This is a genomic window from Tsukamurella strandjordii (assembly GCF_039525985.1).
GTDB classification, from domain to species: Bacteria; Actinomycetota; Actinomycetes; order Mycobacteriales; family Mycobacteriaceae; genus Tsukamurella; species Tsukamurella strandjordii.
Map to the genome: position 1 here is coordinate 595,598 of NZ_BAAAII010000006.1, position 13,635 is coordinate 609,232.

11 protein-coding genes are annotated in these 13,635 nt (G+C 70.2%); 4 read left to right on the top strand and 7 right to left on the bottom strand.

Annotated elements, in window-relative coordinates; genetic code table 11:
- Position 1 precedes the first annotated feature (1 nt).
- Positions 2-1,891 carry an APC family permease gene (locus tag ABD108_RS14025; protein ID WP_255585887.1) on the bottom strand — a complete coding sequence of 630 codons (1,890 nt, stop codon included), beginning with the start codon at positions 1,889-1,891 and terminating at the stop codon, positions 2-4.
- 252 nt (positions 1,892-2,143) lie between these two features.
- On the opposite strand from ABD108_RS14025, the gene ABD108_RS14030 reads away from it, so the two are divergent.
- On the top strand, positions 2,144-3,193 hold the full coding sequence (locus ABD108_RS14030) for a DUF4192 domain-containing protein (RefSeq protein WP_343930585.1): 1,050 nt from the start codon (positions 2,144-2,146) through the stop codon (positions 3,191-3,193).
- A 19-nt stretch (positions 3,194-3,212) separates the two neighbouring features.
- Here ABD108_RS14030 and galE read toward each other — a convergent pair whose 3' ends face one another.
- Together galE and ABD108_RS14040 are read right to left on the bottom strand one after the other, a co-directional pair.
- Positions 3,213-4,196 (bottom strand): UDP-glucose 4-epimerase GalE, encoded by a 984-nt coding sequence (gene galE / locus ABD108_RS14035; RefSeq protein ID WP_343930586.1) that lies wholly within the window; start codon positions 4,194-4,196, stop codon positions 3,213-3,215.
- A 7-nt stretch (positions 4,197-4,203) separates the two neighbouring features.
- The gene (locus ABD108_RS14040) at positions 4,204-4,887 is read right to left on the bottom strand and encodes an iron-dependent transcriptional repressor DtxR (protein ID WP_220659124.1); all 684 of its coding nucleotides are present in this window, start codon (positions 4,885-4,887) and stop codon (positions 4,204-4,206) included.
- Between the two features lie 199 nt (positions 4,888-5,086).
- On the opposite strand from ABD108_RS14040, the gene ABD108_RS14045 reads away from it, so the two are divergent.
- Positions 5,087-6,319: an acetoin utilization protein AcuC gene (locus tag ABD108_RS14045; protein WP_343930587.1), complete on the top strand. Its 1,233-nt coding sequence runs from the start codon at positions 5,087-5,089 to the stop codon at positions 6,317-6,319.
- Positions 6,288-9,044 carry a bifunctional acetate--CoA ligase family protein/GNAT family N-acetyltransferase gene (locus ABD108_RS14050; RefSeq protein ID WP_305110801.1) on the top strand — a complete coding sequence of 919 codons (2,757 nt, stop codon included), beginning with the start codon at positions 6,288-6,290 and terminating at the stop codon, positions 9,042-9,044. Before ABD108_RS14045 ends, ABD108_RS14050 begins: the two co-directional genes overlap by 32 nt.
- Before the next feature lie 55 nt (positions 9,045-9,099).
- Here ABD108_RS14050 and ABD108_RS14055 read toward each other — a convergent pair whose 3' ends face one another.
- The 3 genes from ABD108_RS14055 to ABD108_RS14065 all read right to left on the bottom strand — a co-directional run bounded on the left by ABD108_RS14055 (position 9,100) and on the right by ABD108_RS14065 (position 12,061).
- Positions 9,100-10,092 (bottom strand): sigma-70 family RNA polymerase sigma factor, encoded by a 993-nt coding sequence (locus ABD108_RS14055; RefSeq protein WP_220659121.1) that lies wholly within the window; start codon positions 10,090-10,092, stop codon positions 9,100-9,102.
- Positions 10,093-10,203: 111 nt separating this feature from the next.
- Complete coding sequence (locus tag ABD108_RS14060; protein ID WP_344185247.1) at positions 10,204-11,688, bottom strand: DUF7782 domain-containing protein; 1,485 nt, start codon at positions 11,686-11,688, stop codon at positions 10,204-10,206.
- Positions 11,689-11,704: 16 nt separating this feature from the next.
- Entirely contained in the window at positions 11,705-12,061 is a 357-nt protein-coding gene (locus tag ABD108_RS14065; RefSeq protein ID WP_220659120.1) for a DUF3099 domain-containing protein, read from the bottom strand.
- A 38-nt stretch (positions 12,062-12,099) separates the two neighbouring features.
- On the opposite strand from ABD108_RS14065, the gene ABD108_RS14070 reads away from it, so the two are divergent.
- Positions 12,100-12,336 (top strand): DUF3039 domain-containing protein, encoded by a 237-nt coding sequence (locus tag ABD108_RS14070; RefSeq protein ID WP_220659119.1) that lies wholly within the window; start codon positions 12,100-12,102, stop codon positions 12,334-12,336.
- Here the strand turns inward: ABD108_RS14070 and ABD108_RS14075 are convergent, their stop codons facing one another.
- On the bottom strand, positions 12,337-13,545 hold the full coding sequence (locus ABD108_RS14075; RefSeq protein WP_343930589.1) for a YihY/virulence factor BrkB family protein: 1,209 nt from the start codon (positions 13,543-13,545) through the stop codon (positions 12,337-12,339).
- Between the last annotated feature and the right edge of the window lie 90 nt (positions 13,546-13,635).

Genomic DNA, 13,635 nt, shown 5'->3' on the forward strand with positions numbered 1-13,635 from the left:
ATCAGGAGACGTGCACGGTGGGCCGCTGTTTGGCGTCGTGCTCGGCCTGCCGCAGCACCTCGTGGCAGACCGCCGCGACCTCGCCCGTGCCCTCGACGAGGTACTTGCCCATGTTGAGCACGGGGTTCATCTCGGACCACTGGAAGTAGACCTCGGGTACCACGCCGGTCTGATCGCGGATGTAGAGCAGCACCGCGGCGATGGTGTTCGGGATGCTGCCCGAGCGCACCTTGAGCAGCCGGTACCCGAACTTCTCGATGCCCCGGACCTCCAGGTCCTCCTCGAAGTCGGAGGAGTCGCGCGGCCACACCTCCAGCAGGATCACCCGCGACCGACCGGGGATGTGGCCGAACTTGCGCTCGGCGCGCACCTTGTCGCGGTACTCCTTCTTCGTGTCCACATCGGGTTCGTGCGCCACGATCCGGATCGCGTGCTGCGCGTTCGCGTCGTCCCGGATGAACTCGAGCGCCTTGTCGTCGAAGCTGATCGACGAGGCGCGAAGTTCGAACGAGCGGCGCACCCGGGAACCGATCGAGACCAGCGCGATGGCGAGCGTGAAGAGTGCGGCGATCCGCACACCGTCGGGACGCTCGATGATGTTGTCGATCGTGGTGTACACGAAGACGGCGGCGATCAGCCCGAACATCCAGGTCTGCGCGGTCTGCCGCTTGCGGCGGGCGGAGATGGTCACGGCCACGGCGGCGGAGGTCATCAGTACCAGGACGCCGGTGGCGTAGGCGCCGCCCTGCGCGTTCACATCGGCCTCGAAGATCAGCACGATCACCAGCGCGGTCACGGTGAGCACCACGACCAGCGGGCGCACCGCGGAGGCCCAGCGCGGCGCCATGCCGTAGCGCGGCAGGTACCGCGGCACGAGGTTGAGCAGGCCCGCCATCGCCGACGCTCCGGCGAACCAGAGGATGGCCACCGTCGAGATGTCGTAGACCGTGCCGAAGGTGTTGCCCAGGTAGTCGTGCGCCAGGTAGGCCAGGGCGCGACCGTTCGCGTTGCCGTCCGGGCCGAACTCCTTCGCCGGAATGAGCAGGGTGGTGGCGAAGCTCGACGTGGCCAGCAGCACGCTCATGATGACGGCGGCGGTGGTCAGCAGCCGTCCGGTGTCGCGGATCCGCTTGGCCGGGTACTCGGGCGGATCGTTCGGGTCACCCTTGATCTGGGGCATCACCGCGACGCCGGTCTCGAAACCGGAGAGGCCGAGGGCCAGTTTGGGGAAGACGATCAGCGCGACCGCCACCACCATGAGCGGGTTGGAATTCTCCGACCACAGCAGGTTCTGCCAGTCCAGCACGAACTGCGGCCGCTCGATGATGTGCCACAGCGACACCGCGATCACGACCACGTTGAGCGAGAGGTACACCGTGACCAGCAGGACCGCCGTGCCGATCGCCTCGCGGAAGCCCTTGAGGAAGACCAGTCCCAGGGCCAGTACCAGTAGCAGCGTGATCGGAATGTTGGCGCCGTGCAGGAACTGCGGCGCCAGGGGGTTCTCGACGATGTGCTCGGCGGCGTCCGACGACGACAGGGTGATGGTGATGATGAAGTCGGTGGCGGCGAAGCCGAGCAGCACGAGGACGAAGAGTTTGCCGCCCCACCAGGGCAGCAGCCGCTCGAACATGGCGAGCGAGCCCGCACCGTTGAAGCTCTCCCGCGCCACCCGCTTGTACACGGGGAGGGCGCCGAAGAGGGTGAGCGCGATCAGGACCAGCGTGGCGATGGGGGAGATCACGCCGGCGGCGATGAAGGCGATCGCCGGCTGATAGCCGAGGGTGGAGAAGTAGTCGACACCCGTCAGGCACATGACCTTCCACCACGGCTGGGGGTGTTCGGTATCGGACGCGTGCGGGCCGACGTGGGTGCCGGCGCGTTCGGACATGCCGCTGAGGAACCAGTCGCGGGTGCGGTCCGAGAACCGGGGTAGGCCAATCACGCGGTACACAGTAGACCTCGGTGGGAGGCGGCGGGGGAGCTGCGGCGGGTGCGTGTCCGGTACGGCCCACTTCGATCGGCGTCGCAGGTCGGGGGCTGTGGACGGACGGCGCGACCGGGCGACATTTCGTACGCATTGCTGGGGATGGCCGGCGGCGGCGACCGGTGCGGGGTCGGCGTCCTCGGCCAGTCTTCGACCATGACGACCTTCCGCAGTTCCCACGCCCTGCCCATCGACAGCGTCGGCGAGCTCCTCGCCGCGGTGCCCGCCTTCCTGGGCTTCGTCCCCGAGCGGTCCGTGGTGCTGCTCGTGCACGACGAGGTGACCGGCCGGATCGGTGCCACGGCGCGCACCGATCTCGGGCTCACGCGTGCGGGCACCCTCCGGGTGGACTGCGGGCGGCACATCGGGCACGCCCTCGCGATGCTCCGCACCCAGGGGGCCGACCGGGTGTACTGCGTGGTGGTCGACGACCGCCGCCTGACGAAAGCGATCCCCGCGCTGGTCAGCAGTCTGGAGGGGCACCTGCGGGCACCCACGTCCCTCGATACCGACATCGTGCTGGCGGACCTCTTCTTCGCCACCACCCTGGGCGACGGTGCGCGATGGCTGTGCAGGCACGGAGAGAGCGGGCGCATCGCCGATCCGCGCACCTCGCCGGCGGCGCTCGCCGCGGCCATGGAAGGGCGGCCCGTCCGATCATCACGCGCGGAGCTCGTGGCCCTGGTCGCGCCGTCGGGCCCGGGGATCGGTCTCGACGAGTGCATCGGGGTGGCGGAGGCCGAAACCGGCGGAGATCCCACGGAACTCCTCGGCGCCCTGCTCGCCGCGATCATGACCTCGGCGGCGCTCTCGGACGCCGATGTTGCGCTACTGGGCGGCGCCCTGCTCGACGTGCGGGTCCGGGACGCGGCCTTCGGGCTCAGCCTGACGGTGGTGGCCGACGAGGCCCGCGCGCTGTTCGCGGAGCTCGCGCGCCGTCTGACGCAGACGCCGCGCGCTGCCGCGGCCACGCTGGTCGCGGCGTCGGCGTACACGCGGGGCGATGGCCCGCTCACGGGGATCGCCTTGGACGCGGCCCTCGCGGCGGATCGCGGCTACCGCGCCGCGCGACTGCTCGCGCGCGCCTTCGAGGGCGGATTGAGCCCGCGTGCCCTGGCTGCCGCGGCGGAATCGGGCGAGCACGTCGCGCGGACCCTGGGCATCGCCCTACCGCCGCGGGACACCGAGTTCCCGCTCGCGGGATGAGAAGTGCGCGATGCCGGGGTCAGCGCCGGGCGGCGTGGGCGCGATCGCCCAGGGCCTGAGTGAACTCCCAGGCGTCGGAGACGATGCCGCGCAGATCAGTGTGCTGTGGGCGCCAGCCGAGTTCGTCGTGGGCCCGCTGCGACGATGCCACGAGCACGGCGGGATCGCCCGCACGCCGCTCGGCCGCCACCTCGGGGATGTCGCGGCCCGTCACCTCGCGGCAGGTGTCGATCACCTGACGCACCGAGAAGCCTTCGCCCGAACCGAGATTGAAAACGTCGTGCGCGCCGGTACGGGCGTGATCGAGCGCGAGGAGGTGCGCATCGGCGAGATCCTTGACGTGCACGTAGTCACGCACCGCAGTGCCGTCGCCCGTGGGGTAGTCGGCGCCGAAGACGGCGATGTCCGGACGCTGCCCCAGCGCGGTCTGCAGCACCAGCGGGATCAGATGCGTTTCCACCTCGCGGTTCTCGCCGATCCCCGCGTAGCTTCCCGCCACGTTGAAGTACCGCAACGAGACGGCGGCCAGCCCGTAGGCGGTGGCGTACGACGAGATGGCGGCGTCGATGGCGAGCTTGGTGGCGCCGTAGGTGTTGGTGGGCGCGGTGCGCGCGTCCTCGGTGATCGGAACCGATTCGGGCTCACCGTAGGTGGCGGCGGTCGACGAGAACACCAGCCGGGGCACACCCGCGGCGAGCATCGCGTCCAGCAGCGACAGCGTGGTGACCACGTTGCCCTGCCAGTAATTGTGCGGATGCTTCACCGACTCGCCGACGAGCGACTTGGCCGCGAAATGCAGCACCCCGTCGAACTCGCCGTCGATGAGAATCGGACGGGCCGCCGTCGCCACATCGCCCTCGACGAAGGTGGCACCGGCGGGGACCGCCTCGCGGTTGCCGGTGCTCAGATCGTCGAGGACCGTGACCTCATGCCCCTGCTCCAGCAGGACCTGAGTGCACACACTGCCCACATACCCGGCGCCGCCGGTCACCAGAAGACGCATCGAGCGACTACACCGCCTCGGCGAAGACGGCGTGCGCCATCTCGTCGGACAGCTCGAAGTCCTCGTGACCCGCCACGGAGATCACCACGGAGCCGCGCTGCACGGTGACGGCGACGCGAGCGTCGGGCACCACACCCGCTTCCCGGAACCTGCTGATCAGGTCGTTATCGGCCTGCACGTGCTCGGCGAGCCGCTTGATCACCACGGCGGTGGGACCGCCCTGCGGCAGATCGGTGAGGCGCGCGGGACGAGCGAGCTCGCCCACGGTGGTCACGCCCAGATCGGCGAGCCCGGGGATCGGGTTGCCGTAGGGCGAGGTGGTGGGGTTGCCCAGCACCTCGAGCAGACGCCGCTCGACGTCCTCGCTCATGACGTGCTCCCAGCGGCAGGCCTCCGCATGCACGTTCTCCCACTGCAGCCCGATCACATCGACCAGCAGGCGCTCGGCGAGCCGGTGCTTGCGCATCACGGCGATGGCGAGGCTGCGGCCCTTATCGCTCAGTTCCAGATGACGGTCGCCGGCCACGCGGACGAGTCCGTCGCGCTCCATCCGCTGCACGGTCTGCGACACGGTCGGACCGCTCTGATCGAGACGCTCCGCGATGCGTGCGCGCAGCGGCACCACGCCCTCTTCCTCGAGTTCGTAGATGGTGCGCAGGTACATCTCGGTGGTGTCCACCAGATCGTTCACGAATCCAGCTCCTTCTCGTCGCGATCAGCTTAACGGAGACGCAACGCCATTCCCTCCGACTAAAGGTTACCTAACTTAGACGTGTCACAGCGCCCGGATATTCCCCGGCGCGCCGGGGGCCTCCGCAGCGGGGGCGTGTGCTGCGTCGCATGCGGGGTAAACCGGTATGCCCGGATCATCGCGCCGATAGGCTCGAAGCATGGCACGGTTCCCCGACTCCCAGGTGGTCTGGGATCCCTCGGTACTCGAATACCGCTTCTCCCACTCGCACCCGATGGACCCGGTGCGGCTGCGGCTCACCATGGAACTGTCCCGGATGCTCGGCGTGATCGACGGAGCCGAAGTGGTGGCGCCCGCCGGTTTCGACGTGGCCGATCTCGCTCGCGCACACACCGACGACTATCAGGCCGCCGTCCGCGTGGCCGGTTCGGGCCGCTCCCGCATCGATCTCACCGGGTTCGGGCTCGGCAACGACGACAACCCCGTCTTCCTGCACATGCACGAGGCCGCGGCATCCATCGTCGGCTCCACCCTCACCGGTGCCAAGGCGATCGCCTCCGGTGCCGCCACCCGCGCCGCGAACATCGCCGGCGGCATGCATCACGCGATGCGCACCCACGCGTCCGGTTTCTGCGTCTACAACGACATCGCCATCTCGATCTCCTGGCTCCTCGACAACGGATTCGACCGGATCGCCTACATCGACGTCGACGCCCACCACGGCGACGGTGTGCAGGCGGCCTTCTGGAACGATCCGCGGGTGCTGACCATCTCGGTGCACGAGGACCCGCAGCACCTGTGGCCGGGCACCGGCTTCCCGTCGGAGCTCGGCGGCCCCGAGGCCCGCGGCACGGCCGTCAACGTGCCGGTGCCCGCGTTCTGTCCGGACGGGCTGTGGCTGCGCGCCTTCCACGCGGTCGTCCCGTCGGTGGTGCGCGAGTTCCGGCCGCAGCTCATCGTCAGTCAGTGCGGGTGCGATTCGCACGCGGCCGATCCGCTCACCGATCTCTCGCTCTCCGTGGATGGTCAGCGGGCCGCGATGCTCGCGATGCGCGATCTGGCCGATGAGGTCTGCGACGGCCGCTGGCTCGCGGTGGGCGGCGGCGGTTATCAGCTGGTGTCGGTGGTCCCGCGGGCCTGGACGCACCTGCTGGGTGCGGTGGTCGGTGTCGACGTCGACCCGGCCACGCCGATCCCCCAGGAGTGGAAGGACCTCGTGGCGCAGATCCCCGCCGATCGCCTCGGTGGCGAAGCGGGGCCGATCCCGGACACCATGGGGGAGGGCGGCGACACCCACTACACACCGTGGGAGCCCTCGTCCTTCGACCCGACGGCGCCGAGCATCGACGCCGCCACCGACCGCTTCATCGCCCGTGCCCGATCAGCGGTCTTCCCGCTCCATGGACTGGACCCGGAGGATCCCCGTGACTGACCAGAACCCCGGGGCGCCGGCCGATCCGGCGCCGTCGAACTCCGTGCCCCACAAGGAGGTCGAGGTGCAGGCACCGTCGGGCGGACGGACCGGACCGTACGAGTTCCCGGCGCACTGGGTGGCCGATGTGCTGGCCTCCGACGGCGGCGTGGTGCACCTGCGTCCCGTAGTGCCCGACGATGCCGACGCCATCGTGGCCTTCCACGCGGGGCTGTCCGAGCGCACCCGGTACCTGCGCTACTTCGGCCCGTACCCGGTGATGCCGCCGCGCGATGTGGCACGGATGACCACCGTCGACCACCACCAGCGGGTGTGCCTGCTGGCGCTGCTGGGCGACAAGATCATCGCCGTGGGCCTGTACGAGGGCCTCGCCGATGCGGGCAAGCCCACCTCCGCCGAGGTGGCCTTCGTGGTGGCCGACGAACACCAGGGCCGCGGTCTGGGGCCGATCCTGCTCGAACACCTCGCCGGTGCCGCGGCGGAGTGCGGGTTCCACCGGTTCGAGGCCGAGGTGCTGGCCGAGAACCGCTACATGGTCAGTGTCTTCAAGGCGGCCGGCTACGAGTTGCGCCGCAGCTTCGACGGCAGCGTGGTGCACGTGGAGTTCGGCATCGACCCCACCGAGGCCCTGATCGCCGTGCGCAACGCGCGCGAGCTGGCGTCCGAGGCGCGCAGCGTGCGCAATGCCCTGCAGCCCACCTCGATCGCCGTGATCGGCGCCTCCGCCACCCCGTCGAAGGTGGGACACGCGGTGCTGCGCAACCTCATCGCGGGTGACTTCGCCGGCCCGGTGTACCCCGTGCATCCCGAGCGCCGCTCGGTCGCGGGTATCCGCGCGTACGAGTCCGTGCGCGACATTCCCGACCAGGTCGATCTCGCCGTGGTCGCGGTGCCCGCCGACAACATGGACCAGGTGCTCGACGACTGCCTCGCGAAGGAGGTGCGGACGCTGCTCGTGGTCTCGTCCGGCTTCTCCGACGCCGGCGGCCGCGGCACCGAATCCGAGCAGCGGCTGCTCACCGCCGTGCGGTCGCACGGTATGCGGCTGATCGGCCCGAACGCGCTCGGCGTGATCAACACCGACGGCGAGGTGCGCCTGAACGCCACCCTCGCGCCGGTGGTGCCCGGTCCCGGCAACGTGGGCTTCTTCTGCCAGTCCGGGGCGCTGGGGATCGCGATCCTCGACACCGCCACCAAACGCGGCGTGGGCCTGTCCACCTTCGTCTCCGCCGGTAACCGCGCCGATATGTCCGGCAACGATGTGCTGCAGTATTGGGACACCGACCCGGCCACCGAGGTGGTGCTGCTGTACCTCGAGAGCTTCGGTAATCCGCGCAAGTTCGGGCGGATCGCGCGCCGCCTGTCCCGCCAGAAGCCGATCGTCGCGGTGCATCGCGGTGGCGTCGACTACGACCAGCGTCGCCGGGCATCCGAGGCGCTGTTCGAGAATTCCGGTGTGGTGCAGGTGGATTCGATCCCGGAGCTGTTCGACTGCGCCACCTTCTTCAGCTACCAGCCCTTGCCCGCGGGACCGCGGGTGGCGGTCATCGGCAATTCGACGGCGCTGGGCGTGCTGGCCACCCACACCGGCATGCGCCTCGGACTCGATGTGGCCGAACCCGTCGATCTGGGCGCCGCCGCGACTCCGGAGGAGTTCGGCGCGGCCATCGACGCCGCGCTCGCCGACGATGCGGTGGACGCGATCATCGCCGTTTTCGTCCCACCGGTCGAGGCTCCGCCCGAGGCGCACGCCGCGGTCCTGTTGGAGGCCTCACGCCGCCAGATCAAGCCGATCGTCTCCACCTTCCTGGCCTTCGACGGCGTCACCGAGCTGCTCGCCGTGACCGACGAGGACGGGGTGCGGGTCCGCGGTTCGGTGCCCTCGTACCCCGAGCCCGAGCGCGCGGCGCGGGTCCTCGCGAACGGCTGGAAGTACGCGCAGTGGCGCGCACGGCCCGTCTCCGATGTGGCGCGCCCCGACGGCACCGACGCCGAATCCGCCCGCACCATGGTGCGCGAGCTGCTCCCGCCGGCGAACGGCGACGGCGGTTCGGTGACGCTGACCTTCGAGCAGGGCGCAGAGCTGCTGCGGCTCTACGGCGTCGAGGTGGTGCCGTTCGACGTGGTGGCCTCGCCGGAGGCGGCCGTGGCGGCCGCCGACCGGCTCGGCTACCCGGTAGCGGTCAAGGCCATGGGCGACCGGTGGCGGCTGCGTGCCGATCTCGCCGCCGTGCGGCTCGATCTCAGCGGGCCCGAGGCCGTCGCCGCGGCCTTCGCCGAGCTCGCGGAGCAGACGGGGGAGCGCACCCTGCACGTGCAGCGGATGGCGGCCAAGGGGATCGGCTGCGCGCTCGGCTACGACAACGATCCCAGGATCGGGCAGATGCTGTCCTTCGGCCTGAGCGGGGCGGTCCCGGAGTTGTTGGGCGACCGCGCGTACCGCCTGCTGCCGCTCACCAACGCCTCCGCGCACGATCTGCTCTCGGCACCGAAATCGGCGCCCCTGCTGGACGGATTCGCGGGCGAGGCCGGCGTGGACCGCGTGGCCCTCATCGACGTGATGACCAGGATCGCGGCGCTGGCCTACGAGGTCCCGGAGATCCAGAGCATCGACTGCCAGCCGATCCTGGCCACCACCACCGGCGCCTCCGTGTTGTCGGTGGTGATCCGGATCGGTCACGCGAACGATGTCCTGGCCCAACAGGCGGAACCGCGCCGGCTGTGAGCCGACGCGGTTCCTTCGGTGATGGTTCTTCGGTGACGCCCGAGCGGGTGTCGCCCTAGCTGGCGTAGGCGCGCAGCCGGTCGGCACGCTCGCCGTTGCGCAGCTTGCTCATGACCTCGCGCTCGATCTGGCGGACCCGCTCGCGCGAGAGGCCGAACAGCTTGCCGATCTGGTCGAGGGTGCGCGGCTGACCGTCGTCCAGGCCGTAGCGCAGCCGGATCACCTGCTGCTCACGCTCGTCGAGCGTGGCGAGCACCGAGCGGACGTCGCTGTGCATGAGCGTCGAGATGACCGCCGACTCGGCCGAGGCGGCCTCGGCGTCCTCGATGAAATCGCCCAGCGGGGCCTCCTCATCGGAACCGACGGGCATGTCCAGGCTCACCGGATCACGCGAGTGATCCATGAGATCGGCGATCTTCTCGGCGGGGATGCCCGACTCGGCGGCCAGCTCGGCATCGGTGGCCTCGCGGCCCAGCTGCTGGTGCAGCTCGCGGCGGATGCGTGCCAGCTTGTTCACCTGCTCCACGAGGTGGACGGGCAGCCGGATGGTGCGCGACTGATCGGCCATGCCGCGGGTGATCGCCTGGCGGATCCACCAGGTGGCGTACGTCGAGAACTTGAATCCCTTGGCGTAGTCGAACTTCTCCATCGCGCGGATCAGGCCGAGGTTGCCCTCCTGGATCAGGTCCAGCAGCGGCATGCCGCGGCCGGTGTAGCGCTTGGCCAGCGACACCACGAGGCGCAGGTTGGCCTCCAGCAGGTGCTGGCGCGCGGCCTGGCCGTCGCGGACGATGAAGGCCAGGTCACGCTTCTTCGACGCCGACAGACGCTTCTTGGTGTCGAGCAGGTGCTGGGCGTACAGCCCGGCCTCGATGCGCTTGGCCAGCTCGACCTCGTCCTCCGCGGTGAGCAGTGCGGTGCGGCCGATGCCGTTGAGGTACACCCGCACCAGGTCGGCTGCGGGGCTCTGAGCGTCGAGATCGGCCTCCGTCAACTCGGGACGGACACGCTCGGCTGTGGGGGCAGTGGTGCTGAAGCGGTGTGCCATGGTGGCTCCTCCTAATCGCCGGTACATCTGTTCAACGGACGACCGGCGCGGAGAGTTCCCGAGGCACACCGTGTTGACCTGCGCAAATGCAGAGTCGATCTAAGAAGTTGCTTAAAGAAATGTGACAAAGCCATGACGGTGCAGGTCGGCCAGGAGCCGGTGGGCCGGATCCCGCAGGCCTTCCTCGCCCGTCGCGGCCTCGAGCAGCTCGACCAGATCGTCGGTCGTGAGCCCGCCGAGGCAGCCGGCCAGTAGCCGCGCCGCCGCATCGTCGATGTCATGGGTCCAGCGCGGGCCGGACATCCGCGTGACCCGCACCGCCGCCTCGTCCCAGCCCTCGTCGCCGGCCACGGACACCCGCTCCAGCGCCACATCGGGCATGAGCCGGGGTCGAGCCGCCCCGAGGTCGGCATCGTGCAGCCACGCCATGCGGGCGAAATGGCCGGGCACCTCGGCTCCCAGCGGATCGTCGAAGGGCTGCGAGAGTTCCTCGCACACCACCTCGGACGGACCGTCGATCGCCCGGAGGTAGACGAAGCCGAAACCGATGCCGGTGACCGCGGCATCCGCCAGATGCGCCAGCCACCGATCCGATTTGGCCCGTCCCTCGCCGACGCGGGGGTCGAGCCCCTCGTCGCGCAGCCAGGTGCCCACGTACAGCGCGGGATCGGCCACATCGCGCTGCAACACCCACGCCGCTACGCCCTCGGACGGCAGCCACGAGGCCACCCGCGCCTGCCAGGACTCGCCCTCGCGATGCACCCAGGAGGCGAGCAGCGCCGCGGTCCCGCCGGGCGCCAGATGCTCCGGTGCGCCGCGGACCACCAGTTCCGAGGCGCCGTCGAGATCCAGGCCGGAGTCCCGGTAGGTGTGGTCGACCCTGCCCTCACCCACCACGAACGGGGGATTGGCCACCAGCAGGTCGAAACGTTGCCCGGCGACCGGTTCGAACCAGCTCCCGGCCCGCACGTCCACCTCGACGCCGTTGAGGGCAGCCGATGCGGCGGCGAACCCTGCCGCCCGCTCGCTGATGTCGGTCGCGACCACGTGATCGGCGAAACGGGCAGCGGCACAGGCGTGCACGCCGCATCCGGTGCCGAGGTCCAGCACGGTGCCCACCGCTGCGCGCGGCGTCGCGCGCAGCAGCGACTGCGAGGCGTGGCCCACGCCGAGCACGTGCTCGCGGTGCTGCGGGTGCGGCCGCATCAGGCCGTCGAGATCGGAGACGAACCACTGGGTCGCGCCGTCCGGCAGATCGAGCGGGCGCAGGCCCAGCGCGGCGCGGACCGCGGACGGATCGTCGGGGTCGGCCTCGAGAAGTCCCGCGGCCACGGCCTCGTCGGCCGTGACGGGATGCAGGGCACCGTCGACCTGCGCACCGGGCACTGGCGCCGCGGCGAGGAACAAGCGGGTCAGGACCGCGAGTGGTGCGGGGCCGGCGGCCGCGGCCAGGACCGGGCCGGGTTCGCCGCGCGAGAGGCACCCGAAGACGTCGTCACCGAGCAGATCGCGGACGCCCGATTCGGTGAATCCGGCGGAGGCCAGGGCGGGACCGAGCCGTTGGCACAGCGGTGCCAGCGCAGGGGAGAGGTGCATCGGGGCGGGGTGGGACTCACTCACCGGGGACGGTGACGGTCTTGATCGGGTGGCCCTGCAGCGCGAGACGCTCGTTCTTGCGGGCGGTGAACCGGCCGGGCTCGCCCCGGCGCCGCTTGGGCCGATCGTTCGCGCGGATGACGGCGATCCACGGGATCGGGATCGAGACGGCGATGATCGCGAGCGCGATCGGCCAGTTGCCGGTGGCCGAGTACACCCACGCCGAGATCACCAGGGCGGGAATGCGGAAGGCCATGATCAGCAGGTAGCGACGGACCCGGCGCCGGTGCTGCTCCTCGTAGGAGTCCTCGGCGTTGGTGATCACGTACGCACCCCGATGGGTGGACGCGCCCGTGTCCTCGCTTTCAGTCACCCTCCGATCGTCCCACTGGTCCTGGCAGAATGAAAGTCATGAGCACGAAGACCCTGGAGAAGCCCGATGTCGACGTCGATGCCGACACCGGCACCGACGACGACACACCCAAGTTCTTCCACTACGTGCGCAAGAACAAGATCGCCGAATCGGCGGTGATGGGGAACTTCGTGGTCGCGCTGTGCGGCGAGACCTTCCCCGTCACCAAGTCGGCGAAGCCCGGTTCGCCGGTGTGCCCGGAGTGCAAGAAGATCTACGACCGCATGAAGAAGTAGTCAGCGCGGTTCGACCTCGCGCGGCGCACCCGCGGGTTCCCGCGGCGGCGGCCGCCGGGTGATCTCCCGCGCCTCCGGCGGAGGCCCCGGCGGGGGCCCGGGGAGTGGCTCGGGGTCGGGTTTGCGCTTCGGGCGGCGGATCGGATCGGTCGCGCGCCGCAGCCCCTCCGCCGCGACGCGGCCGGGATTGTCGATGCCCACTTCCTTCATCGTCCCCGTGACCCACTCGCGCAGCTGGTCGGTCTTGACCTCGCGGGCGGGCCACCGCGCCTGCAACGCGGCGTTGAACTCGGCACCGACCATCACGGCGAAGCCGAGGAAGAACGTGAACAGCAGGAAGGCGATGGGGGTCGCCAGCGCGCCGTAGGAGTAGCCGCGGGTGGCGATCACACTGAGGTACACGCGCAGGCCGGTGGAGGCCACCAGGAAGATGAGCGCCGCGAAGGCCGCGCCCGGAACCTGCCGGTACCAGGGCAGCGGCCGGGGGAGCGCCTGCCGGTACAGCAGCGCCAGCGCACCGACGAGGAGTGCGACCACGAACGGCAGGTAGCCGATGTCGATCAGCCGGCCGACCGCCGGATGCCAGGACGCGGGCAGGTACTTGACGATCAGCGTGGGCCCGAGCGCGACGAGCGGCAGCGTCAGCACCGCGATCACCAGGAACTCGATGTACAGCAGCACCGCGAAGAAGCGCTGGTGCACCGGGTTGCGCACGGTGTGCTGGTCGTGCGCCATGCAGATCGAATCCACGAACGACGACAACGCGGACGATCCGGCCCACAGGGCGATGATGAAACCGATCGAGACGATGTCGAAACGGCCCTCGCGGAGCACGCCGTCGACCATCGGCCCGATGATCTCCTGCACCACGCTGTCGGTGAACACCGAGGTGCTGAACGACAGGATCTTGTCGTGGATCACGTTGATCGTGTCGGGGCCGAACAGGTTCGCCACGTAACCGGTCAGGCCGAGCAGGCCCAGCAGCAGCGGCGGGAGCGAGAGGGTCTGCCAGAAGGCGGCCTGCGCGCTCTGCCCGATGATCGAGTCGTCCCAGGACTTGACGATCGTCCGCCAGAAGATCCGCAGCATCGACCGGATCACCGCGAGCGCACGCGTGTGCAGCGGGGCCGCCCGGGGCCGATCGAGGTCCTGGGTCTGCGGCCCCGCGGCCGGCGGTGCGGGCACCGGAGCGGGCTGGTCGTCGTCCATCACCCTCCAGTCTTCCCCACCTGGCCCGATTGCGCCGTAACCGGATCGGCCGCGTGTTGCCGGTAGACTCCCTCGGGTCTGAAAGTCGAA

Excerpts from the sequence above, each read along its gene's own strand:
- ABD108_RS14025 (WP_255585887.1), bottom strand. The coding sequence starts at position 1,891 with ATGTCCGAACGCGCCGGCACCCACGTCGGCCCGCACGCGTCCGATACC.
- ABD108_RS14030 (WP_343930585.1), top strand. The coding sequence starts at position 2,144 with ATGACGACCTTCCGCAGTTCCCACGCCCTGCCCATCGACAGCGTCGGC.
- galE (WP_343930586.1), bottom strand. The coding sequence starts at position 4,196 with ATGCGTCTTCTGGTGACCGGCGGCGCCGGGTATGTGGGCAGTGTGTGC.
- ABD108_RS14045 (WP_343930587.1), top strand. The coding sequence starts at position 5,087 with ATGGCACGGTTCCCCGACTCCCAGGTGGTCTGGGATCCCTCGGTACTC.
- ABD108_RS14050 (WP_305110801.1), top strand. The coding sequence starts at position 6,288 with ATGGACTGGACCCGGAGGATCCCCGTGACTGACCAGAACCCCGGGGCG.
- ABD108_RS14055 (WP_220659121.1), bottom strand. The coding sequence starts at position 10,092 with ATGGCACACCGCTTCAGCACCACTGCCCCCACAGCCGAGCGTGTCCGT.
- ABD108_RS14060 (WP_344185247.1), bottom strand. The coding sequence starts at position 11,688 with ATGCACCTCTCCCCTGCGCTGGCACCGCTGTGCCAACGGCTCGGTCCC.
- ABD108_RS14070 (WP_220659119.1), top strand. The coding sequence starts at position 12,100 with ATGAGCACGAAGACCCTGGAGAAGCCCGATGTCGACGTCGATGCCGAC.
- ABD108_RS14075 (WP_343930589.1), bottom strand. The coding sequence starts at position 13,545 with ATGGACGACGACCAGCCCGCTCCGGTGCCCGCACCGCCGGCCGCGGGG.